Below are 24,263 nucleotides of genomic sequence, written 5' to 3'. Positions count from 1 at the left end.
TTTTCCCCCATAACCCATTACCCATTGCTTATTCCCTACTATTTTTATGTTAAATAATATTAGGCTATTACTCCTGGCTTGCCAGAATCTCAATATTGATTATGAAATTCTTCATTCTGATCAAAATTTAGTCAAAGTTAAGCTGGGAAAAAATTATTACTTCTGTAATTATAGCACGCCTTTAGTGGATCAATCGACTTTTAAAATTCTTAAAGATAAAGACTATACCTACTCAATTTTACACCAAAAAATTAGAACTCCAAAAACCCTAGGTTTTCTTTCCCCATATTGTGATCAAAACTATCAACGTTACTTAAAATTTAGAACAATTACCGATATTTCAAAGGAAATTGAGAGGGTATTTCAATTTCCCGTAATTGTTAAACGCAATGCTGGTTCCAGTGGACACCATGTTTTTTTATGTGATCATCTTGAGGATATTCAAACGGCTTTAACTAAGATTTTTAATATTGATCATAAGGATTATGACTATGTAGCGATCGCTCAACAATATATTTCAATTCAACGGGAATATCGAGCCGTTTTTTTAAATCAAGAATTAATACTACTATATGAAAAAGATATTAGTCAGGCAATATTTACCGGAAATTTAAGCCCTTTACATTGGGAAGGAGCGCAAGCTAAACATATTAATAATTCTCAAATTCTATCAGAAATAGAAACATTTTGTCAACCCATTTTCCAAGAATTAAATTTAAACTATACCGGGTTAGATATTGCGATAGACAAAGATGATCAATATTGGTTTATTGAGGCTAATTCCCATCCCAATTATGACATCTTTACTAGAGATAACGATCCAAAATTGGCAGTCCAAGTATTTGAAAAAATGCTGACTTTTTTAGCCTCTGAATCTAGGAAAAATCTGTTCTAGGATTTTAGGTATTTTTTCCTGTGCAAGTTAATAATCTGTCACAGGTCTTAATGATTCAACCTAATTTTCAATTAAAACCAGAATTGTACTTTCCGAATATTTAGGTTAGAACTAAAATACTATTCTATCCCTGGGATAAACAGCCCCAAGATTTTCCTAACGTTATTTCCTATTACTACAAATGATCAACGAAAAATTCCGTCGCCAACTTCGTCACGAAGCCCAACTCTGGCAGGAAGAACAAATTATCGATAATTCTGTCTATCAACAGTTAGCAACCCGCTATCAATTTAATCATCTTGAAACCGCCGCTAGTAGTCGGTTTGTCATGATTTTAATGGGGTTGGGAGCCATTCTATTAGGTTTAGGTGTAATTACCTTTGTGGCAGCTAATTGGCAAGACTGGTCAAAAGAATTAAAAGTTATCCTGCTTCTGAGTTTATTTATAGGAGTCAATGCCGCCGGCTTTTATTTATGGCAACAACCATCAGATACCTTGGAAGTGGGAAGAAAACAACGCTTAGGTCAAGGATTATTGATTTTTGGAGCATTAATTTTAGGGGCAAATATTGCCTTGATGGGACAAATTTTTCATCAAAGTGGTTCCGCTCATGAACTATTTTTAGTATGGGGAATTGGAGTATTAGTAATGTCCTATAGTTTGCAACTGACCTCTTTAGGATTTTTAGGACTACTATTGTATGGAATTGGCTATTGGATAGGAGCATCTAATTTATTCTCCTTGCAACCTTTTTCTATCCTAAATTTAGTCCTAGAACATACCCCTTTAATAGCAGGATTTCTATTCATTCCCCTTGCCTATCGCTGTCAGTCTCGGGTCTTGTTTATTATGACCTTACTGATTCTGATTCCCGCTTTACAAATCAGTATCTTTCCCCTGTTTAATTCTAGTTTGCCTGAAGGATTAATCTTCGCTATTCTATTTGTTTTTACCCCAGCTTTATTATGGAGTTATGATGATACCTCATGGCCGATGATTGATAGTAGACTATTTCAACGTTCAGCTAAAACCCTATCCATTATTCTGTTAGCCATTTTATTTTTTAGTTTATCCTTTAACGGATTTTGGAATGATCTTATTGTAGACAATTCAGACAATTCAATGTTCATTAGTCAATTTATTTTGATTGACTTTTATGTGTTTTTGGGAATTATGTTTTTACAATGGTTTCAATTAATTAAACCCAGTGCTATTCATCCGAATAGATGGGGATTTGATTCGGTTAACAGCGTCATTGCTGGATTTTTAGGGTTAACTGGATTTATCTGTTTTTGGCATTTACAAATCCATGCAATTCCTGAAATAGCCACCTTTTTATTCAATGTGCAGATGTTTATATTAGCAACGGGATTAATTAGAATTGGACTCGCCCAAACTCAACGATTTGCCTTTTGGGGAGGAATGATTTTATTAGTCTCCCAAATTATGAGTCGCACCTTTGAATATAACACGGAACTGATTCTAAAAGCCTTTGTATTTACCTTATGTGGTGTGGGAGTAATTCTGGCTGGGCTATGGTTTGAACGCCATTTATTAGCTGCTGCTAGAACCCAAAATCGTTAATTTATCTAATTTTCAGGAGTAAAAACCATGAATTATTCTAACTCGAATGATACCCAATCTTCCGTGATTTTAACTCCGTCTCCTGTCATTAAAAAACAGATCCCAGCTTGGAAATTTTGGACACCGTTATTATTTCAATTAATCCTAATTTTAGCAGTTCCTTCCCAAGCGTTTTATACCCAAGTCACCGGAAAAACCGTAGTATTACAAACCGCCCCCGTTGACCCCTATGACTTTTTTAGAGGATATTATCAAACCCTGAGTTATAATATTTCCAGTGCTGATACACTCAAAGCACTTCCTGGTTGGCAAGAAGTTGCTAAAGGGGCAGAATATTTACCCCAGGGAACTGTAATTTATGTCACCTTAGAACAACCGAAAGATTCAGCAAAATCTCAACATCCTTCAGCTTGGAAACCTGTAAAAGTCAGTGCTGAATATCCTGATAATTTATCTAAAAATCAAATAGCTTTACAGGGAAAATCAACGGGATGGAATATTGAATACGGTTTGGAACGGTATTATATGCCAGAAAACCAACGGGATCAAATTAATAGTACAATTACAGAAGCTCAAAGGAATAATCAACAATCCTTTGTGGTGGAAGTGAAAGTTAATTCTCAAGGAAAAGCAATTCCAGTTAGTTTGTGGGTGCGCGATCGCAATTACAAATTTTAATTGACCAAAACCCAGTTTCTAGTTGTGATACAATTTTCCAAAATATGCTACAATTAAGAAACTGGGTTTTAATATTAATTTAAAATAAATCTCATTTATTCTTTACGATCAATAGATAAAAGGATGAAAAAACTTAATCTTACTAATCTAGGACAAATTAAAACAGCAGACGTAGAATTTGGAGATTTAACTCTATTCATTGGCTCTCAAGCTACTGGGAAAAGTATTTTATTGCAATTAATAAAACTCTTACTTGATAGTGGAGATATTGTGCATACGATCAAAAAAAATGGCTATGACTGGGAAGGAGATATCAATAATTTAATCGAGTTGTATTTCGGAGAGGGAATGCGGAATATCTGGAGTAAAAACACAGAAATATATAGCAATGACAAAAGTATAGATTTAGACCAATTATTAAACGAAAATAGTCGCAAAAAAGAGCAGCTTTTCTTTATGCCAGCCCAGCGTGTTCTAACTCTTGAAAATGGATGGCCTCGATTGTTTCGGAGCTTTAATGGAGCTCCCTATGTCGTTCGCAATTTTAGCGAGAATTTATTGCTACTAATGCAACAAGGTTTGGGTACTAAAGGTAGCCCAATCTTTCCCCAGAAAGGTCGCCTTAAACAAGAACTTCGTGATGCACTAGATGATAGTATTTTTCACGGTGCTCAGGTAGAACTTAACACCACTGGAATGAGTAAAAGCATCCAAATCAATATGAATGGTAATCGCTTATCCTTCATGTCTTGGTCTGCTGGACAACGAGAATTTATGCCTTTACTTCTAGGTCTTTATTGGTTACTGCCGAGATCAAAAGCATCTAAAAAGTCTGATATAGATTGGGTCGTAATTGAAGAACCAGAAATGGGATTGCATCCTCAAGCAATTTTATCAGTAATTTTGATGTGCTTGGAACTTTTGGATCGAGGATATCGCTTACTCATTTCAACTCATTCTCCTGTGCTTTTAGAAGCGGTTTGGGCTATTCGTTTCTTACGAGAACAGAATTCTGATATCAAATATCTTTATCAACTTTTTGCTCTGAAGCCGTCTGCCCCAACTACAAAATTATTTGAGAATATTCTCAATCATAAGACTTTTTTGACCTACTATTTTGACCAAAAAGAAGACGGTGTTTATGTGCGTGATATTTCATCTTTAGATCCATTTGATCCTGACCCGGCGATCTCCAACTGGGGGGGATTAACTAGCTTTAGTAGTCAGGCATCAGATGTTGTTTCCCAAGCGATTCAGGAGCAGGAATGAGTTTTAAGAAAGCGATCGAGAATACGCCTTTATTAAAGAATGCTTTTGAAAAGGGATTAAAAGCTCTAGGTTCAAATAGTAGCAAAGTAAAACCTCCTGATACCAGTAAATGTGAAGGGAGTATTGATATCGATACAACAGTTAAATCCATATATCCCAATGATTCACGTTGGGACTATGTAGTTGGATATGATGGTAAAACTTATTTTATCGAAGTACATACTGCTAAAACAGATGAAGTAAAGTCTGTTCTGAATAAGCTTCAGTGGTTAAAAGATTTTCTCATCAAGGATGCTCCTGAATTGAATCAAGAACCAAAGTCTTTCCATTGGATTGCTTCTAATGGAAATCACATATTATCGGGTAGTTCTCAAGCACGCCAGTTAGCTCAAAAAGGAATCACGGTACATAGAGAACTAAGGTTGTAATTTACAACTGATTTATAATCACAATTACAAAATTTATCGACCTAAACAATAGGGGGGGTGAAGACAAGCCTCACCCCGGGGTGTCGGATTTTAGGTGTTCAGTAATTATAGATCAAGGTTATTGAAATAGTAAAGACAGATATATTGGGAGCAGGGAGATCCCAGGAAGTAAGCTGGTGTTCCCAATCGCTTATCGTCAATACCATCAACCTTTAACACCCTACTGCCTATTGCCCATTTCCTTATATAAGAATTTCAAATCTAAAATTGGTCAATCTTAACCCTATCTTGTAGCAACTGCCCAATAAATTCGATACAGTAGATTATAGTAACAGTTTATTAAGATAAAGACGGTATGAGTGTTAATCTAACCTCAGATTCTGAATCGTTATCAAGGTGGTTTCACATCCAGACAGGATTTGTAAAATCACCCTTATTGATACCACCTGCCCAAGATCGGTCTTCACTGCAACAGGTCTTTCAAACCTTGAATGCCAGAAGCTGCCCCAAGTCCTATAACTTTCACCTCCATACCCGACGTTCAGATGGGCAGTTGGAACCCTATGAAGTCATGGAACAGGCGATTGAAATTGGTTTAAAAGGACTGACAATTACCGATCACCATAGTACCCAAGGGTACAAAGAAGCCCAGAACTGGTTAGATCACTGGAAAAATAAGTATCCTAAACGGGCGAATCAAGCACCTCGGTTATGGACGGGAGTAGAAATTAATGCCCGGTTATTGGCTGTGGATGTTCATATTCTTGGTTATGCTTTCGATCCCGACTCTACTGGTCTGCAACCCTATTTGCAAGGTTGTACCACCTTGGGAACCGATGCCTATGCTGCTGAAAATGTGATTAATGCGATTCAACAGGCGGGAGGATTGGCGGTTTTAGCCCATCCAGCCCGTTATCGTTCTCCGGTGCCAGAATTAATTACAGAAGCGGCTCATTTAGGGATTGATGGTATTGAAGTCTATTATGCCTATCGTCATACTAACCCATGGTTGCCCACCGCTAAAATTACCAGCCAAGTTAAACAATTAGCAGATGGCTATGGTTTACTTAATACCTGCGGTACGGATACCCATGGTCGTGATTTGCTACTGCGACTTTGAAGTCTAGGAGTTAAGCAAAACCGTGATTATACCAGTTCCCCTAAGATTAAAACACGCAAGGATTTCTCCTTGCCATCTTCAATATTCTTTATTGAGTTAAACCATGTTCTAGGGCATAACGGACTAATTCTGTCCGACTATTGGTTCCGGTTTTTGTAAATAGACGACTAACATATTTTTCCACATTCCGAACACTGGTTTCTAAATCCCGGGCTATTTCTTTATTCATTAATCCTTTAGCGACTAAATCTAAAACACTTTGTTCTCGGGGGGTTAAATCAATTTTAATCGGGGGTGGGGTTTGATGAATTCCACTTTTGCCTTTTAACATATTTTCAATCCGGGCAATTTGACCCGCTAAGGTGGCGATATCGGGGTTTCCCTCGCTACTGCTATTGCGCAGGGCTGCTTGTCTGGCTAATAAATTTTTAACAATTACTACCAATTCTTCGGGATCAAACGGTTTAGATAAATAGGCATCACATCCGGCTTGATACCCTTGGATGCGATCGCTTTTCATGCCTTTTGCGGTGAGAAAAACAACGGGTAAGGCTTTAAAACGGGGGTCTTCCCGCATTTGTTGTAAAAATTGATAGCCGTCAACTTCCGGCATCATTACATCAGTAATTACTAAATCGGGTAAACTTTGCTGTAGGGTTTCCCACCCTTGTTTGGCATTACTGGCGGTATCAACACTAAAATTACTATCTTCTAAATAGGCTTGTACAGCTTCTCGTAATCCTGGTTCATCATCTACTAATAACAATCTAGCAGGAACTTGAGGAACTGCCACTTCGGATTCAGGGGGATTAATCGGATTAGACATTATATTGACCTAAATTTAATCTTTTTTCTCACTTTAGCGAAATTTTAAATTGAATTATATCGCTCAAAAGGACGGTTTTTATTCCCTTAACCCAACTTGACAAAATTATAGTTTTATGTATTCTAAGAAGCACTCGCTCCTTGGGGGGTCTGAGCCACCAATAGCGCAATCTGGGACGGATTTAAGAGGATGACGCAGATTAAAATCCGTGAAATCCGTGAAATCCTCTTAAATCCGTGATCCCTATTACCCATTATTCAACCGTTGACGGGCATTTTGTAATGCTTGTTTGACCTGATCAAATCCGGTTCCCCCATAACTATTTCGAGCCGAAACCACTTGACGGGGAGTGATTGCTTCGTATATATCGGCTTCAAATTCAGGATGTAATTGTTTCCATTCTTCCAGGGTTAAATCTTTAAGTAATTTCCCCGCTTCTAAACAAGTTCTGACCACTTTTCCCACTAAACCATAAGCTTCACGAAAAGGAATTCCTCGCGTCGCCAAATAATCAGCTACATCCGTCGCATTCGAGAAATCTTCCGCCACCGCTTCTGCTAAACGACTAGAGCGAAATTCTATGCCTTCTGCGATTAAAATTGTCATACATTCTAAACTACCTTTAACGGTTTTCACCGCATCAAATAACGCTTCTTTATCCTCTTGTAAGTCTTTATTATAGGCTAAAGGTAATCCCTTCATCACCACTAATAATCCTTGTAAATGACCAAAGACCCGCCCGGTTTTTCCCCGCACCAATTCAGGAATATCGGGGTTTTTCTTTTGAGGCATAATACTAGAACCCGTTGAACAGCTATCGGTCAACTTCACAAAACTAAATTCCTGAGATGCCCAGAGGGTAATTTCTTCAGCCAGGCGACTCAAATGTACCATAATTAAACTCGCCGCGCTCAAAAATTCAATCGCCCAATCCCGATCACTGACTCCATCTAAACTATTAGCATAAACTCGACTAAACCCTAATAATTCTGCGCTATAATGGCGATCAATGGGAAAAGTTGTTCCGGCTAAGGCTCCACTACCTAACGGACAAATATCAACCCGTTTATAGACATCTCCTAACCGTTCCCAATCTCGGTTTAACATTTCCGTATAGGCTAATAAATGATGGGCTAAACTAATCGGTTGCGCCCGTTGTAGATGGGTATAACCTGGAATTAAAGTTTCCACATTAGTTTCTGCTAAATCTAATAATACCGTTTGAAAATCAACTAATTGTTGTCGAATTTGTTGAATTTGATCTCGTAAATATAAACGGGTATCGGTTCCGACTTGATCATTGCGAGATCTAGCGGTATGGAGTTTTTTACCCACATCTCCCACTAATTCAGTTAAGCGACGTTCAACGGCAAAATGAATATCCTCAGCATCCACACCGGGATTAAAATTTCCCTCTCGATATTCTTGACGAATTTGTTCTAAACCGGAAACCAGTTTTTCGGCTTCTTCGTGACTAATAATTCCGGTTTTTGCTAACATTTTAGCATGGGCAACTGATCCGGTCAAATCATATTCAATCAGTTGGATATCAAAACCAATACTGGCGTTAAACTCTGCAATAGCAGGATGCAGAGATTTCTCAAACCGTTGGCTCCAAGTTTTAGAGTTCGTTGTTGTCATAATTTGGCTTTTTTTTGATTCTGGTGTCCACACTACACAGTCAAGCGTCTTATGGGAACCCCAAAAAGTTCATGGTGGACACAAAAGACAGTCGGGAGAGTCGCTAGGGTGGATTAATCTGGGGAAACAATCCTGATCAAGTTGAATATTCCACTTAAAGTTAGTTCAGTCATAATCTGCCCACTGCATCAACATTACCTGGGACAATATAATATTAATAGAAATATTAATTATTGGTTAATAACAATACATTGCCAATTAAAATAATCCTGGCAACTTGACTTAATTCTCAATTTCCCTTAGTATCAGTAACAATACATTTCACCATGTATAAAGAATTGAAATAACAAACCCAATAAATAAAGCCATGTCTGAAGCCGATCTCCCCACTCCTGAATCGTTTGATCAGCCTCCCGAAGCACCTTTATGCCCACCCTTTCCCCCGTCGGAGGAGTCCGTTAGTCCGGTTGTGACTCCAGATCAGGAGTGGGAGACGGTGAACTTTCCCAATGCTATACCCTTGGAGGAATTATTGACCCAGTTCGTTGCCGAGTTAGAACAGGCAGAAACGAAGTCTAATAGTGGAGATTTGGTAATTCCAGAGGAAATATTTGTTGAGAGTTCTCAGGGGAATGAAATGGCGAGTGCTTCGCTGATGTCAGTGGCGGGAGAAACCGAAGAAAATCCGGTAAAAGTGGTTCAAATTCTCCATGAATGTAACCGAGATTTAATTAATCGGGTGACTGAATTAGAGGCAGAATTAGATGAAGGTCGGCAAAATCGACAGGATCAAGAAACACAATTATTGCAACGTACCCAGGAATTAGGGGCGACACAGGATCAAGTTAAACGACTATTTAAAAAGTTAGAAATTGCCAATCAAGTGATTCGACAGCAACAGGTTTTAGTTGAAACGTTAACCCAACAATGGGAAGTGACCCAAACTCGACTCGCCCAAATGGAAAGGGATACCGCCCTAACCCAACAACGCTATAATGAACAATTTCATGAGTTAGTTCAATCTCAAAATAGTAACCGAGAATTGCGATCGCGCCTCCATCGTCAACAGCGCCAAACCCTGCAATTTAAAGTCGCTTTAGAACGGTGTTTGGAAAATCAAATCCAGTTTGAAACCGGAAAACAAACCCTAGAAACCCTATCGATAATTACGGAGGAACAGTCCCTATCTTCATCTGCCACTTTATTAGTCCCAAAAGCACCCCCTGTTCAACCTTGGTCAGAGGCTTTAAAACCGAATCATAACCTGATGAATTTGATTGAGGATGCGGTTAATTCATCCAAGGATTTATCTCCAATATCTTCAGAATTAGAAAAGGAGATTCCTCTTGATCACGGGTTAGAATCCTTGACATCGGAACTGAATTCTGAACCGGGTTTTAAACCTCCCGTAGAGTTGACAGCTTCAATCAATAATATTCCTGTGACAGAATTACCTCAACCTCGATTTTTAGAAGGAGAATTAGAGCGAATTCGCCTAGAATATGCTTCTTTCATTTCAGAAGATGCTGATCTATTTTCATTAAAAGCAACCTCAGAAGATACAGCTATTCAATCAAAATCAACAAAATCCATGGGGGGCCAATCCTTTAATTTAGGAGGAACAAAATCTCACACTGCGATTGCCGTAGCCGTTCGAGAACCGGATCAGAAGGAAAACATTCCTAATTGGCCAGCCCCGTTAATTTATCCTCAAAAACGTAAAAAACTAGAGTCTTTAGCATCAATTGATTTACCTACTTTTCCTAAAGAAAATCCCTTTTTAACAGAGGAGTTTTAGGTTTATCAATACCCTTTTTAGGGGGAGTTAAATGAAACTGAAAATCTTTAATCCTAAAAACCTGGTTTATTTAAGAAACCAGGTTTTTAATCCTTTTAACGGCGCGATCGCAAAATTCTATACTACCATCTTTAGCGATTTGATAAGCATAGCAAGATTTAGAGAATTATTTAGAAATTCTACCGACCGCTCAGGATGCTGCTATAATTCGGCAGATACTGGATCAGATGAGCCAGAATATCTAACAGTTTGAGAAGTCTCTATCTCAAGGAACCTAAATAGAGGTAAAACAGACTTATGGTATGGGACAACAACAGAACTGTACTACTCAATTTAACTTGTGAGGAAGGAACAAATGAACTTAAATTCAGGGCGTTGGTTGCGGGGCGTTCGTAACCCCTATCAATTTTTTGCTCAGGGTCTATCTAAATATATATCCCTGGGGTTAGCGATAGTATTGGGATTAACAATTAGTTTGGGAATATTTGCTCAACCGTCCCCAGCTATTGATGAATTAAGATTAATCTATGGCCCAGCAAATATATCCTTAGCCACTGCTGATTTACAAACCTTTGCTCAAACGGGAGAACAGTCTAATCAACTTCGCTCTTTAATTACTTTAGCGAAACTAACTCCCGATCAGGTTCAACAATTTCAGAAAGCACTGAATTTCTCCGTCAAAATTCCTAATAATGTTGTTAATGATCTGCTAGATTCTACCTATGGCAGATTAGTGGTAGGAGCTTTTAATCAATTTGTTTCTGCGGGAAGCACCGCTAATATCGCAGTTGATAAGGTGATTACCGCTTTACGCGAATCTTCCCGGGATGGTCAACTTTCCATATTGGAATTGCTTTTAAGCTACCGGGGAATTACTGCAATTACGGTTAATGTGCAAGATGTGATCAATCTCTACAATGATGTTTATGCTTTAGGAGAGCAGGGGATCGCTTTCCTAAAAGCTCAACCTCTTGTTCAAGAGCGGCTTTGCAAATAATTGAATCGTTAATTTTTTGAATAATAAAAAGGGGTTTTGACTATGAAGTTAAAAACCCCTTTTTATTTTAAGGGAACAGGGATCGCGGATTTAAGAGGATTTCACGGATTTCACGGATTTTAATCTGTCCCCCAATCAAGTCGAGGGCAGGGTTAATCTGCGTAATACTCTGAAATCCGTGATCGGTAATGGGTTATAAACTGATAATTAATAACTAATAACTGATGACTGATTAAATATTTTCTGCTACTTGTTTTAAACGTTTTAATTGAGATTCCATGTCTGCTTTGGTTAGGGTTGCTGCAAAGAGATTAAAACCGAATTTAATTAGAGGATTAGGGATTGCAAATTCAAATCGATTTAAAAGTTTAGTCCCTGGGATTTCCGGTATACATTCCCAGCGATCGCATCCTTTAAAATAGCCTTCAAATCCCCAAACAATTAACCCCGGCTCCCGTTCCAAAACCACCGTTTTTAAAGCGGGTTGAAATAGGGGAAGTTGAATCAAAAATCGGCATTTCCCCCCCACATTTGTATCCCACACATCAATCGGTTCACAGCGTAACATCGGATTCAACCATTGGTGCATCAGTTCCAAATCCGTAAAACATCGTTCTACCACCCTAGAATTGGCCGAAATTAAAATAGATTGTTCAAAAACTTGACGATATGGCATCATAACCTTCAAGCTATAGGCAGATTAATTTCATGGAAAACATGAAAGAGTCTTAGTATAAACGAGGGGCGCATCAGAAAACAAAAAAAACCTTAAATTTTAGCGGTTTTTTCTGCCATTTTAACCAGACTTAAGATGCACTCTCGTTCAAACCACAGCGCACGAGTATCAAAACATCGAATAAGTTACTGGAACGATTATGAATGGAATCGATCAATTAATACCCTTTTGGGGAAAGGACTTATCCTCCCTATCCCCCCTTTATTTTGCCCAGGATAACCCCTTAGCCTTCCCCACCAATATCAATGACCTAAAGCTGGGTCAAGCCTCCGTGGTGGATATTGCCTTGGCTTGTGCCATTCTACTGGTTGGTTATCTGATTGCCTTATTTGCTCAATCTTTAGTTAAAAGTTTGTTTAAAAAAACAGGCTTAGACAACCAAATTGCCAGTTGGGTTTCAGGTTCAACAAGACCAGAAGACAAACTTCCGGTAGAATCTTGGGCGGGAACTGTTGCCTTCTGGATTATTTTTATTTTTGCGGTTGTTGCGTTTCTGGATAAGCTTCAGCTTACCGCAGCATCGACACCCCTAACCAATTTACTCAACCAAGTCACCAGTTATTTACCCCGAATTTTTGGGGCGACGATTTTAATTGCGGCGGCTTGGATTTTAGCTACCATTGCCCGAACTTTATTAATTCGATTGTTCCGAACACTTCGTCTGGATGAACGCTTAAATCAACAAGTTAATGATCATGAGGTTGTCTCTCCCGACCAATTTTCCCTGAGTGAAACCCTAGGGAATGCCCTGTATTGGTTTGTGGTGCTGTTATTTTTACCAGCAATTCTGAGTACCCTTCAGCTACAAGGATTATTAGAGCCTGTTCAAAATATGCTCTATCAAATCCTGGCAGTTCTGCCGAATATTGTGGCGGCATTAGTAATTGCGGGTGCAGGTTGGCTGGTAGCTCAAGTGGTGAGTCGAATTGTTACTAACCTTTTAGCGGCTGTAGGGATTGATCAATTCGGAACTCGTTTCGGCTTAAATCAGGTCGCAGGGAATCAAAAAGCATCTTCCATTCTTGGATTGATTGTTTACGTTTTAATTTTGATCCCTACGGCGATTTCTGCCTTAGAAGCCCTGCAAGTTAAGGCAATTTCCGAGCCAGCAATTTTAATGCTGACGGAGATTTTTAACGCCTTACCCCAAGTCTTTTTAGCAGTTTTAGTTTTAATTGCTGCCTATTTTATTGGCCGTTTTATCGCCAATTTGGTCGCGAATATTCTGACCAGTGTGGGGTTTGATAATGTGTTTCGCTGGTTGGGGATTCATGCTCCCGAATCTCCGATTGTTAACGAAAATACTCCCACCGAAACCCCTGATACTAACGAGTATACAGCCCCTCCCGTTTCTAGCCCATTAACCCAACGGACTCCTTCTGAGTTAATCGGAATTGTGGTGTTGGTTGGTATTATGTTGTTTGCGGCGGTTACGGCGACGGATATTTTGGGGTTAGCTGCCTTAACTTTAATTATCAATCAAATCATTGTGATCGCGGGTCAAGTTTTGATTGGCGTGATTGTGTTTGGAATTGGGTTATATTTTGCCAATTTAGCCCATGATTTAATTGTAAGTTCTGGCACCCGTCAATCGAATCTTTTAGCCCAGGCGGCTCGCATTGCCATTATTATCTTTGTCGGTGCTATGGCCCTCCAACAAATGGGCATTGCCAGTGATATTGTCAATTTAGCCTTTGGTTTGTTATTAGGAGCCGTGGCGGTGGCGATCGCCATTGCCTTTGGTTTAGGTGGACGAGATGTGGCGGGGGAACAACTTCGCAATTTTCTCTCTAAATTCCGTAATGATTAATTAGGGTTAAATAGGAGTGCAAGTGTCCTCCCTTACTTCTATTTAGCTTAATTTTCTCAAACAATTTGTAATCTTTGACTGTAGGGCTTTGGTTTCCAAATCTCTACAGATTTTTTTTGGCTAGGATTTGATCCAGAATCGTCATCAACCCAGTTGTATAGCAAGAGGCAATAGGGAATGGGCAATGGGCAATAGGTAAATACTTACTATAAGTAGCTTTTAGCTTTCAAGAATGTCCTAATAGATGTGGCAACTGCTATAGTTAATTAGCGAATCGGTACAAGACTTACACTTGGGGGAGCATCATGTCGGATAAAGATAATATCTCAGATCAAATTGTCTGTAAAAGTATTAAACTAGCTGGCCCAATCCAGGGTAAAAAAATCCAAATCCAAGTGGATGTTAAACCTGTTCAAGAGGTGAATAAACCAAAATCTAATAAAAATTCCGATTGGCAAATACTAGGATTTTTATTTCTGATTCTGTTTTTTTTGGTTGTAATTGTGGGAAGTTCTGGCGAAGTAGATTCATTTTCAAATCCCTGCTTACCAGATACTTCTGATCCCCATTCTCAAAATCCTAGATGTTAAATACTTGGTGCTAACCAACCTCGGATAAAATAATAGAAGGTTAAAAAATATTCATCTAAAACTCTAGTAGTTAGTAATAACGCCTCTGCACTAGGCGCGAAATCAGCCCCGGTGATGTGACGAAGATATTTTGTCTGATGAACAAATGTATAAAAATTTGTTGGCGCCGGAATTACTTTAAAGCCAACCCTAGCAAAAGTTAGACTAGCTCGACGCATTTCCAATGCCGAAGTCACCAGAATAATGGTTCGACCTAAACGGTGGTTTTGCATAATCCGATAAACTTCAACGGCATTATTATAGGTGGTTCCGCCGTGAGTTTCTAAGATAATTCTATCAGGAGGAATCCCCATATAAGTTAAAAGTTGTTTAACATCATTGGCTTCAATTAAGGGATTAACTAATTCATGACGGGGGCCAGCACTAACAATAATAAACGGCCCACGATCCTGTCTAAATAGTTGTGCCGAGTAGGGAATGCGATCGCCCGTATCCGTTAATTGAATTTGTTTGCGATAGGGTAATTTGGGTTCGGTGGTTCCCCGTCCTAATAATACAATGGCTCCCGCCCGTTCTCCACAACATAAATCCGTTTGTACGGTTTTTAAAGCCACTTTTTCTACCTGTTGGGCTAACCAATTAGCAAATACAGGGGTACTAGCTACAATTAAAATTAATAATGCTATTAAAATCAAACCCGGCCCTGGTTGATCAATTTTACCGTTTTTAATAAAAATAGAAGCAATTAATAATAGAAAAATTGAAAACCCAAGGGGTCGGAAAAGAATTGATAAAATTCCCAATACTACTAACCCAACTTGGCTATCTGGGAAAAATAAAGCGACAAGAATTAAAACTAAAACCAGGATAAATAATAACCGATTAATTAAGCTATTATCCTTCCCGCCCAAAATTTCCCAGATTTTAAAGGCAATGGCACCGACTAGCAACAGAAATAAAATTCGAGTTAGGATAACAAACATGGTATTGCAGGAATTTTTCTGATAATACGGCTAAAATTGCATCAACAATGAGGAGAAACAGAGTGGAGAAGACTTTAGAGGGTATTCCAAAGGCGTTAATCAGAGTTCCAGAAATTACAATTTATTTCTGGATCATTAAGGTTCTGGCCACCACCGTAGGTGAAACCGCCGCAGACTTTCTTTCAGGAACCCTGAACCTGGGTTTAACCGTTGCATCCTTGATTATGGGTGTCTTTTTGATTATTGCGCTTTTCGTCCAGTTTTGGCTGAAACGGTATGTCCCCGCAAGTTACTGGCTTGTAGTTGTTTTAATTAGTATTGTTGGCACGCTGATTACAGATAAATTGGTAGATGATTTTGGAGTTAGCGTATTAACCAGCACTATCGTTTTTACTATTGCTATGGTGGCAGTTTTTATCGCTTGGTACTTGAGCGAAAAAACATTGACAATGCACTCTATTGTAACAACCAAAAGGGAGTTATTTTATTGGGCGGCTATTTTGTTTACCTTTGCCTTGGGGACGGCAGCAGGAGACCTTCTGGCAGAGGCTTCAGGGTTGGGATATACAGCATCAGGCTTAGTATTTGCGGCTTTAATTGGGGCAGTTGCTATCGGGTATTACCAGTTCCAAATGGATGAAACCTTGGCATTTTGGCTTGCCTATATTTTGACTCGACCCTTGGGCGCGTCTGCGGGTGATTTACTCTCACAACCGGTGATAAGAGGTGGTCTTGATTTAGGTACAAAGGAAACAACTATACTTTTCCTTTGTATCATCATCAGCCTAGTGATTTACTTAACCTTGAGCAAAAAAGACCAACCTAAAATCAATCGGATTTGATCAATCTGGTCGGGAATTAGTGATGTTTCAAATGATGGCGAATCGCATCAACAACGGTTTCAACCACTTTAACCCGAGCATAATATTTATCATTAGCTTCTACTAATGTCCAAGGAGCGCAGGGGGTGTGAGTCCGTTGAACCATTTGATTGGCGGCAACTTCATATAAAGGCCATTTCTCGCGGTTGCGCCAATCTTCTTCCGTGAGTTTATGCAGTTTATAGGGATTTTCTCGTCGTTCTTCAAACCGTTTTAACTGTTCTTCTTGGTCAATATCTAACCAAAATTTGACCAATACATAGCCCGCACTGGTTAACTGTTCTTCAAATTCATTAATTTCTTGATAGGCCCGTCGCCATTCTAATTCCGTAGCAAAACCTTCGACTCGTTCGACTAAAACCCGACCATACCAACTGCGGTCAAATATCCCCAGTTTACCCGCCGGAGGCAACCGTCGCCAAAACCGCCATAAATAATGACGGGCTTTTTCCTCGTCTGTGGGGGCGGCAAAGGTGTTCACTTCATAACTCCGGGGATCTAAAATATCCGTTAATCGTTTAATTGCTCCGCCCTTACCCGCCGCATCCCAACCTTCAAACAGAGCTAAAACCGGAATCTGTTTTTGATAGAGAATTTGTTGGAGTTGACCTAAATTAGCCTGTTGATGACGCAGTTGGGTTTTGTAGTCTTCCGAGGATAAAGCGGCTTTCAGATTAACTGCCGCTAGGGGGTGGGGTTCCGTGGGTTCTAAATGGGTCTGGGACGGTGTAAATACGGGGGGTAACTGAATATTTAAACGGTCTAAGGCTTCTTTTATAGATGCCACCACCGTTGATAATACCTTCACCCTAGCCCAGCGTTTACAGTCTCCCTCTACTAATGTCCAGGGGGCGGAACCCGTCCCGGTATGAATCACCATTTCTTCGGCTAGACTTCTGTAGGTATCATAATTTTTAGCCTGTTGCCAATCTTCAGGACGCACCCGCCAGGCTTCCAACTCGTCTTCTGAGGCTTTTTTCAGGCGTTGTTTAATTTCTTTTTTGCTCAAATGAATCCAAAATTTCACCATTACCGCCCCATCGTCCACCAGTTGGCGTTCAAAGGCGTTAATTTGTCGCATCGCCATCGGGACTTCCTGTTCTTCCAGTCGCCCAAATAAGCGATCCTCTAAAACGTAGGTATACCAACTGTGGTAAAAAATGCCAATACTGCCTTGGGGGGGTAATTTCTGCCAAAACCGCCAGAGAAACGGATAGCGGGATTCTTCATTGGTTGATGGCCAAATGGGATGGACGGCAAATCCCCTAGGATCCATATATCCGACCATTTTCTTCACCAGTCCCCCTTTTCCGGCGGCGGCCCAGCCTTCCAAGACAATAATAATCGGTAATTTTTTTTCCCGACAGGTATGCTGAAGCGATCGCAACTCCTTCATTAAGGTGTCTATTTGGCTTTTGTAGCTTTCTTTATCCAGCGATAAGGTTAGATCCAGGGTATCTAGCATCGATTCTCCCATCCTCATGAAGTCCTGACTAGATATTCTAGTTCTTTTTCTCCAATACCTCGAAAACCTCAACAACTTTTTTAACTTCTGTTTTTTCAGCATTAACCCCGCATCTCAACCTATTGTATAATCAAAACTTCCTTAACTGCTGATCTGTAAACGTAAAAAATAATGCGTTTCACCTTAACTCATCAATTCATTTCGTTTAAAAAAGCAATTCCTAAATGGCAATTTTGGACTTGTTTGGCTATTTTATGCTCATTTATTTTACTTTCGATTCGAGTCTCGGTCAACGAGAATTTAGTTTTAGATCAAATTTTAATTCAAGTTCCTCATCAAATCTTTCCTGATAGTTGGGATGATTTTTTTAGATTTCTCTATCTATTAACTGGGGTCAAAGGGACGGCGATTATTGTTGCTTTAACCTTGGTTTTTTTGGCTTGGAAACGGTACTGGATTGAAGCTAAAGTTTTAGCTTTTTCTACCTTGGGAATTTTAATTTTAGTCGATAGAATTCTCAAGCCAATGATTGAGCGCAGTCGCCCTTTAGATCGTCTCGTAAAATCCGTCGGGAGAAGTTTTCCCAGTGGTCATGCGACGGGGAATATTTTGTTTTATTTTTTTATCGCTTATCTTCTGGCAGAAAGGTATCCTAAAGCCACTCCCTATATTTATGGATTCGCGACCATCTGGTTATTGATTATTGGGTTTAGTAGTGTTTATTTAAGATGTCATTGGCCGAGTGATATCCTCGCAGGTTATGGTTTAGGTTATATCTGTTTAACGATTAGTTTGGCTTGGTTAAAAGTTTCCCGTGAGAATCAAAAAGTGAGAGAATAATGAATAGTCAAAAATCGGAATTTAACTCATTCTTTAAAACAATTTGGGAATCCTGGGAGAACTACCCTAAGCTAACTTGGGGCATTTCTATTGTAGGATTATTTTTATTGAGTGCGATCGCCTTTTTAAGTCATTTAGGTGATATTGGTTTAATTGATAAAACCGAACCTATGTTTGTTGAAGCTGCCCGACAAATGCACCTAACAGGAGATTGGATTACCCCCTATTGGAATGGCGAAACTCGCTTTGATAAACCCCCCTTAATTTACTGGTTAATAGTCATAGCGTTTCAAACCGTTGGGGTAAATGAATGGGGGGCGCGATTCCCTTCAGCCATAGCCGCGATCTTATCTACCTTTTTAGTATTTTATACCCTGCGTTATTTCAGTGGGTTTATATCTTTAGAAACAGAATCTGCTCGCACCCGTCAGCGTTGGATAGGAGCTTGGTGGGGAATGGCAATGATGGCTTTAAATCCGGCTTGGGTTGCTTGGGGACGGACGGGGGTTTCTGATATGCTTCTAGCCTCCTGTATGACTATTTCATTATTAGCATTTTTCTTGGGTTATGCTCAACCTAAAACCCGTCAAAAAAAAGGCTGGTATTTTATATTTTATAGTTTTTCAGCCTTAGCTGTTTTAGCCAAAGGGCCGATTGGAATTGTCTTACCAGTTTTGATTATCGCAGGATTTCTAAGTTATACCCAACAATGGCAAAAAGTTCTCTGGGAAATGCAATTGCTCAAGGGAAGTTTGGTATTTTTAATCATTGCCGTCCCCTGGTTTATTTTAGTGACTATGGCTAATGGTCAAGCCTATTTAGAGACATTTTTTGGACATCATAATTTTGCCCGCTTTACTAGTGTTGTCAGTAATCATCCTGGCCCTTGGTTTTATTATTTTCCCGTGATTTTAGTGGCTTTATTACCGTGGTCAGTGTATTTACCTGTAGCTATTTATCAGGTTAAATTTTGGAAAATCCAAGATTGGCGATCGCAGGATCGGTCTCAACATTTGGGTTTATTTGCTCTCTTTTGGTTGGTGATTATTTTTGTGTTTTTCAGTCTTTCGGCGACGAAATTACCCAGTTATATCTTACCTTCTATTCCGGCGGGAGTGATTTTAATTAGTTTATGGGGAAATCAACAAAATAATATTGAGTCTGAACATCCTAAAATTTCTATCCCCTTTTTGATCACAGGTTTTGCGAATATTCTGGTGTTATTGATATTAGCGATCGCCAGTTTTCTTAGTCCTCAATTAGTCGGGGATGATACCCCCAATTTTTCTCAATTATTAGAAAGCAGTCATTTAACAACGGTATCAGGAATCATCTGGTTGATTGCTAGTGGAATTACTCTCTATTGCTTGATGAAAACTCAATGGCGACGGGCAGTTTGGGCGGGAAATGCCCTAGGATTCTTTGCGTTTATGGGTTTAGCAGCTTTACCTGTGGGTCAATTATTAGACACTCAACGACACTTACCCCTCAGACAATTATCAACTACAGTACGCCAAATTCATCAACCCAATGAGCCTCTATTAGTAATTGGGGTCTTTAGACCTAGTTTGGTCTATTATACCCAACAAAATATAGAGTTTATGACCTATGATATTCAGCAAAGATTATTAAAATTATTTCCTTTAGATACTCCCGTTGATACGGTTTTAATTATCACCAGACCAAAAGATATAGCCAAATTAGGATTACAATACTCTGATTATCAATTATTGCAGGATCAGGGGGATTATCAATTAATTAGAATTAAAGTAAAGGTATTATTAAAACGGTAAGATTTCTGAAAAAATCTTACTGGTCAAAGGCAAAAGGCTATCTTGCTATGGGGAATAGACTTTCGCTACCAGTACCAACCCCAAATTTGCCGGATCTGAAAAAAATTGTGGAAAAGGGGTGACAGGTTGAGGAAGCTGTGCTATATTAGTAAATTGACTGCAAGATTAAACGCAGTGTTCATAAGCGGATGTGGCGGAATTGGTATACGCGCACGTTTGAGGGGCGTGTGGCTTTGTCCTTGCGAGTTCGAGTCTCGCCATCCGCATTAGTTTTAAACCTGATCAGTACCTTGCTGTATATATTTCAAAAGAGTAGAGGCGACAAAAAAAGCCAAATTAACAGGAACAGAGTTTCCAATCATTTGTTCTAAATTGGTTTTTGTTCCTATAAATTTAAAAGAATCGGGGAAGGTTTGAATATAACTCCGTTCAATTGTTGATAAAGGTCTGATTGTGGTTAGATCAATATCTTGCGGATCGCCCCTATGGAGTTTATAGTTGGGTGGGATCGGACGATTAACCCCTCTGATGGTGGGACTGGGTTCATCAATAGAAAATATCCCTCGTCGCGCGTAGCTTCTGGGATGTCTATAATAATATTGGAGATTCAATCTATCCCCAAGATAATCTCTAACTGTCATTGGTTTTTTTGATAAACCCAACTTCAATAAATCTACCAAAGCATTATATTTCCCCCCCAGTTCACCAATCAGAAAAAAGCGAGATCTCGATTGGGGTGTATGACAAAAAGACGCATTTAAAACAATTGCAGATAAACCATAACCATTGCTCAAAAACTGCTCAGATATTTGCTTCAAAATAGGACTTTTAGTTATTCTTGGTACATTTTCCATAACAAACCATTGAGGCTGAATAGCACAAACAATATTAGCAAAGTTATAAGTTAAATTAGCGCGATCGCCGTTTAAATCTCGCTTTCCCGCACTAGAAAAATCTTGACAGGGCGGGCCACCAATAATCATTTCAGGATCAAGTTTTTGAATAATTTTGATAGCTGCAACTTCATCCGTGAGATCTTGTAAAATTGCCAAATGATCAAAATTAGCTTGATAGACCTCTAGGGATGGATTCCAGTTGTCAATAGCTGCCAATATCTCAATTCCCGCTTGCTTAAACCCAAGGGATAAACCACCACAACCACAAAATAAATCAACCGCAGTAATCATGAAAACAATGTGATTAATGATTCGAGACTGTTAAAATCGTTCTCCCATTAACCGTTGTCGCATACCCTCGGCAATTTTTTGGCCAAGATATTCAGGAATCAAACTTTCATTCGGCCCCAATAAATATAAAATTAATCGGGTGCGTCCTCGCCAGACTAACAAATTAGCATTGACCACCAATAAATCCTCCTGCCAGATAGCATACATAACCTTATAAAACAATCCGGGCTGGTTATCCGCCTCAATTAATAACGCCGGGAGATGAAATACCGGGTCAACATAAAATTCCGTGGCCACATCCTCTAACCCGGCATCCAGGTTAAATTCCACCGCCAACATTTCTTCCACCTCAAAATGTCCGGCCAAGGCTTCCCGCACCGCCCGACAAACATTTTCTGAGGTTTTATCCGTGAGGGCTTTTCCCCCGCGAGAAACCACTAACTTAATAAACACCAACATCGGCGGATAAATTTGGCCATACAAACTCAGACTATGAATCGTCAGGCCATAGGCCGCCAAAACCCCAAAAATATCGCTGAGTAAAAATGATTGATTTCGATAGGCAAAATGGAGAGCACTTTTGTTCCCATCCGGCTCAATTTCAATAACAGCCTGCTTAGTTTGGTAAACTTGATAGGCCAGTTTAAGATTTTGCAGTTGAATTTCACTACTGACAAATTGCTCATAAAACTGTGGAAACGCCCGATTGAAGCGTTTTAGGAGTTCTAAAGTTGAGGATTTTAAGCCCGGAGCCATAATTGAGGTGAAGGTACGGGAGATATACTATCTAATAAGGTCATTGAAAATCTATTACCTTAACTACGCCTGCATGGGTTTTTGGAAAAACTTGTTTAGCAGTTCAGATTCCTCCGCCTCGTCCTCCTGCCAAGTGGAGTATGAGGGGTATGAGGGAGGAAGCGAGGAGTCAGTATCCCTAAACTCTCGCCCGTCATCGAGCAATAATGGTCGCATTTTTTTTAGTACGGATCGGGACATTGATTTATATGAATTGGAAGAACTTTGCAATGCAGTGGGCTGGTCTCGGCGACCCCTGCGTAAAGTAAAAAAAGCCATTCAGTATAGTTTCCTTGTAGTTTCTATGTGGCAAATTCGAGGGAATCAGCGACGGCTGATTGGTTTTGCTAGGGCCACATCCGATCATGCTTTTAATGCTACGCTCTGGGATGTGGTTGTTCACCCAGATTTCCAGAATAAGGGTATGGGTAAAGCCTTGATGAAATTTATCATCAAAAAACTCCGTAGCGATGATATCAGCAACATTACTCTATTTGCCGACCCTCATGTTGTAGATTTTTACCGAAATTTGGGTTTTATGTCCGATCCAGAGGGGATCAAAGGAATGTTCTGGTATCCAGATTAGGCTTGGGTTGGCGGTTGAGGTGTTGAGGTATGGAGGTGTGAACAAATAACCGATAACCGACAACAGACAACCGACTCCTAGCTTCTTATGAATCAATTTTGCAATTTTTAATCAGATTTGTGTAAACTTAGGGTATACTCAGAAAAGATTAAACGGGATGTAGCGCAGCTTGGTAGCGCGCCTGCTTTGGGAGCAGGATGCCGCAGGTTCGAATCCTGTCATCCCGATTCTGGATTTTAACTTGATTAGTGCCGATTCTTTTTGTCCATCCTCTGATCGGTGTGTTACGATGGGTCATGTTTTAAATTGAGTATAACTACACAACTTTAAAACTTAACGGGACAGGCTGACTTGGGTTAAAACTTTCTCCTGGTGACAATTTCCTCAGATTTTGGGGAGAAAAACAACTCCCTGATCGTCAGTGCAATCTATCAGTGGTCAACACGACCCGGGTTCTCTGTTTAGCGTTACTCCTACTGTATCCCCCTGGGTTCAGTGGTACACACTGCATCTGCAATCTAAAAAATATTTAATTCAAAATTTGGAAACATGATCAGATCAATTGTTCGTTTGGGCGCGGTATTGGGAGTTGTGGGCGGTACGTTTTTACTAAGTCCTGATTCGGGATTGCGTGTATTCAACTTTATTCCGGTGGGAACTGAGCCAGCCTATGCCATTCCAGAAAGCCAAATTCTGGAAAAACTCCGTTCAATTCCGGTGTTCACGATTACCGATACCCAGGGCGCGCCTTTAGTTGCGACTGTACCCCAGGGAGATAAAAAAGCGGCGGTGGCGGGTGTGTTTATCAGTCGCACCGATGCTGTGGCTTTTGTCGATCGCTTAAAAAGTCGTGACCCAAAATTGGCTTCGACCATTCAAGTGACCACGGTTTCTCTGGGTGAAGTATACCGCATGAGCCAGCAAGGTCAGGGTTCGGCGGAGGAAGTGCAGTTTGCCTATGTCCCGGTGCAAAAACAGGTGGATTTGGCAAAAACGGTTCTCAAGGAAAATGGGCAAACTGTCAGCGATTTTAACGGTGTTCCGCTATTTATTGCTAAGGGTGGGCCGGATAATGGCTATCTGACGATTCAAAATGGCAATGAACAGGTGATCCCGATGTTCTTCTACAAAGAGGATCTGCAAAGTATGTTGACTCAATTTAAAAGTCAACAGCCTGATTTAATCTCTAACGTTAAGATTGATGTGGTTAACCTGGAAGGGTTGTTGGATGCTTTGAAAAAGGATAATGATCAATTCTTAAATCGGGTTGTGTTGATTCCGCCCCGTGAAACTTTGGAGTATTTACAAAAAAATCAACCCGCCCCCGCCCCCGCCCCCCGTTAATTGAATCAATCCTAGG

The 24,263-nt window shown here is 39.8% G+C and carries 22 protein-coding genes and 2 tRNA genes; 17 read left to right on the top strand and 7 right to left on the bottom strand.

All coding sequences use genetic code 11. The annotated features are described in order from the left end of the window. Window positions 1-46: 46 nt before the first annotated feature. From AC2D3N_RS16790 to AC2D3N_RS16765, 6 genes are all read left to right on the top strand, one after another. On the top strand, window positions 47-895 hold the full coding sequence (locus AC2D3N_RS16790; RefSeq protein ID WP_079678473.1) for an ATP-grasp domain-containing protein: 849 nt from the start codon (window positions 47-49) through the stop codon (window positions 893-895). Window positions 896-1,076: 181 nt separating this feature from the next. Next, window positions 1,077-2,480 (top strand): DUF2157 domain-containing protein, encoded by a 1,404-nt coding sequence (locus tag AC2D3N_RS16785; protein ID WP_484691542.1) that lies wholly within the window; start codon window positions 1,077-1,079, stop codon window positions 2,478-2,480. 27 nt (window positions 2,481-2,507) lie between these two features. After that, window positions 2,508-3,158: a GDYXXLXY domain-containing protein gene (locus AC2D3N_RS16780; RefSeq protein WP_484691541.1), complete on the top strand. Its 651-nt coding sequence runs from the start codon at window positions 2,508-2,510 to the stop codon at window positions 3,156-3,158. A gap of 123 nt (window positions 3,159-3,281) precedes the next feature. Beyond that, entirely contained in the window at window positions 3,282-4,427 is a 1,146-nt protein-coding gene (locus AC2D3N_RS16775; protein ID WP_079678476.1) for an AAA family ATPase, read from the top strand. Further along, on the top strand, window positions 4,424-4,855 hold the full coding sequence (locus AC2D3N_RS16770) for a hypothetical protein (protein WP_079678477.1): 432 nt from the start codon (window positions 4,424-4,426) through the stop codon (window positions 4,853-4,855). Before AC2D3N_RS16775 ends, AC2D3N_RS16770 begins: the two co-directional genes overlap by 4 nt. Window positions 4,856-5,210: 355 nt before the next feature. Then, a complete protein-coding gene (locus AC2D3N_RS16765) occupies window positions 5,211-5,975 on the top strand; it encodes a PHP domain-containing protein (protein ID WP_234996660.1) in 765 nt (254 codons plus the stop codon). An 88-nt stretch (window positions 5,976-6,063) separates the two neighbouring features. Here the strand turns inward: AC2D3N_RS16765 and AC2D3N_RS16760 are convergent, their stop codons facing one another. Beyond that, window positions 6,064-6,801, bottom strand: a complete 738-nt coding sequence (locus tag AC2D3N_RS16760) for a response regulator transcription factor (RefSeq protein ID WP_079678478.1) — start codon at window positions 6,799-6,801, stop codon at window positions 6,064-6,066. Between the two features lie 246 nt (window positions 6,802-7,047). Beyond that, window positions 7,048-8,442: an argininosuccinate lyase gene (gene argH, locus AC2D3N_RS16755; protein ID WP_484691540.1), complete on the bottom strand. Its 1,395-nt coding sequence runs from the start codon at window positions 8,440-8,442 to the stop codon at window positions 7,048-7,050. A 367-nt stretch (window positions 8,443-8,809) separates the two neighbouring features. Here argH and AC2D3N_RS16750 point away from each other — a divergent pair, with 367 nt between their 5' ends. After that, on the top strand, window positions 8,810-10,240 hold the full coding sequence (locus AC2D3N_RS16750; protein WP_079678480.1) for a hypothetical protein: 1,431 nt from the start codon (window positions 8,810-8,812) through the stop codon (window positions 10,238-10,240). 355 nt (window positions 10,241-10,595) lie between these two features. Continuing rightward, complete coding sequence (locus AC2D3N_RS16745; RefSeq protein WP_484691539.1) at window positions 10,596-11,237, top strand: alpha/beta hydrolase; 642 nt, start codon at window positions 10,596-10,598, stop codon at window positions 11,235-11,237. A gap of 232 nt (window positions 11,238-11,469) precedes the next feature. Here AC2D3N_RS16745 and AC2D3N_RS16740 read toward each other — a convergent pair whose 3' ends face one another. Further along, the gene (locus AC2D3N_RS16740) at window positions 11,470-11,913 is read right to left on the bottom strand and encodes an SRPBCC family protein (RefSeq protein WP_079677409.1); all 444 of its coding nucleotides are present in this window, start codon (window positions 11,911-11,913) and stop codon (window positions 11,470-11,472) included. Between the two features lie 199 nt (window positions 11,914-12,112). Here AC2D3N_RS16740 and AC2D3N_RS16735 point away from each other — a divergent pair, with 199 nt between their 5' ends. Then, a complete protein-coding gene (locus tag AC2D3N_RS16735; protein ID WP_484691538.1) occupies window positions 12,113-13,783 on the top strand; it encodes a mechanosensitive ion channel in 1,671 nt (556 codons plus the stop codon). Between the two features lie 305 nt (window positions 13,784-14,088). After that, window positions 14,089-14,373 (top strand): hypothetical protein, encoded by a 285-nt coding sequence (locus AC2D3N_RS16730; RefSeq protein WP_484691537.1) that lies wholly within the window; start codon window positions 14,089-14,091, stop codon window positions 14,371-14,373. Here the strand turns inward: AC2D3N_RS16730 and AC2D3N_RS16725 are convergent. Then, window positions 14,370-15,356, bottom strand: a complete 987-nt coding sequence (locus tag AC2D3N_RS16725; protein ID WP_079678484.1) for a YdcF family protein — start codon at window positions 15,354-15,356, stop codon at window positions 14,370-14,372. The genes AC2D3N_RS16730 and AC2D3N_RS16725 overlap by 4 nt on opposite strands. A gap of 62 nt (window positions 15,357-15,418) precedes the next feature. On the opposite strand from AC2D3N_RS16725, the gene AC2D3N_RS16720 reads away from it, so the two are divergent. Then, the gene (locus tag AC2D3N_RS16720; protein WP_200816746.1) at window positions 15,419-16,198 is read left to right on the top strand and encodes a COG4705 family protein; all 780 of its coding nucleotides are present in this window, start codon (window positions 15,419-15,421) and stop codon (window positions 16,196-16,198) included. Window positions 16,199-16,214: 16 nt separating this feature from the next. Here AC2D3N_RS16720 and pap read toward each other — a convergent pair whose 3' ends face one another. Further along, complete coding sequence (pap, locus tag AC2D3N_RS16715; RefSeq protein WP_079678486.1) at window positions 16,215-17,702, bottom strand: polyphosphate:AMP phosphotransferase; 1,488 nt, start codon at window positions 17,700-17,702, stop codon at window positions 16,215-16,217. Between the two features lie 171 nt (window positions 17,703-17,873). Between pap and AC2D3N_RS16710 the strand changes: the two genes are divergently transcribed. The 3 genes from AC2D3N_RS16710 to AC2D3N_RS16700 all read left to right on the top strand — a co-directional run bounded on the left by AC2D3N_RS16710 (window position 17,874) and on the right by AC2D3N_RS16700 (window position 20,601). Continuing rightward, window positions 17,874-18,542, top strand: a complete 669-nt coding sequence (locus AC2D3N_RS16710) for a phosphatase PAP2 family protein (RefSeq protein WP_484691536.1) — start codon at window positions 17,874-17,876, stop codon at window positions 18,540-18,542. Continuing rightward, entirely contained in the window at window positions 18,542-20,335 is a 1,794-nt protein-coding gene (locus tag AC2D3N_RS16705) for an ArnT family glycosyltransferase (protein WP_484691535.1), read from the top strand. Before AC2D3N_RS16710 ends, AC2D3N_RS16705 begins: the two co-directional genes overlap by 1 nt. 184 nt (window positions 20,336-20,519) lie before the next feature. Continuing rightward, window positions 20,520-20,601, top strand: a tRNA-Leu gene (locus AC2D3N_RS16700). A 6-nt stretch (window positions 20,602-20,607) separates the two neighbouring features. Here AC2D3N_RS16700 and AC2D3N_RS16695 read toward each other — a convergent pair. Both AC2D3N_RS16695 and AC2D3N_RS16690 read right to left on the bottom strand, forming a co-directional pair. Continuing rightward, window positions 20,608-21,522 carry a DNA cytosine methyltransferase gene (locus tag AC2D3N_RS16695; RefSeq protein WP_079678208.1) on the bottom strand — a complete coding sequence of 305 codons (915 nt, stop codon included), beginning with the start codon at window positions 21,520-21,522 and terminating at the stop codon, window positions 20,608-20,610. 30 nt (window positions 21,523-21,552) lie between these two features. Further along, complete coding sequence (locus AC2D3N_RS16690) at window positions 21,553-22,278, bottom strand: hypothetical protein (RefSeq protein WP_079678209.1); 726 nt, start codon at window positions 22,276-22,278, stop codon at window positions 21,553-21,555. Window positions 22,279-22,351: 73 nt separating this feature from the next. On the opposite strand from AC2D3N_RS16690, the gene AC2D3N_RS16685 reads away from it, so the two are divergent. The 3 genes from AC2D3N_RS16685 to AC2D3N_RS16675 all read left to right on the top strand — a co-directional run bounded on the left by AC2D3N_RS16685 (window position 22,352) and on the right by AC2D3N_RS16675 (window position 24,247). Then, on the top strand, window positions 22,352-22,903 hold the full coding sequence (locus AC2D3N_RS16685; RefSeq protein WP_079678210.1) for a GNAT family N-acetyltransferase: 552 nt from the start codon (window positions 22,352-22,354) through the stop codon (window positions 22,901-22,903). A 153-nt stretch (window positions 22,904-23,056) separates the two neighbouring features. Next, a tRNA-Pro gene (locus AC2D3N_RS16680) sits at window positions 23,057-23,130 on the top strand. A 322-nt stretch (window positions 23,131-23,452) separates the two neighbouring features. After that, on the top strand, window positions 23,453-24,247 hold the full coding sequence (locus AC2D3N_RS16675) for a Tic22 family protein (protein ID WP_484691534.1): 795 nt from the start codon (window positions 23,453-23,455) through the stop codon (window positions 24,245-24,247). Window positions 24,248-24,263 lie beyond the last annotated feature (16 nt).

The organism is Planktothrix sp. PLAVEN19ND, assembly GCF_057220675.1.
This window is presented reverse-complemented; position numbering and strand designations above follow the sequence as displayed.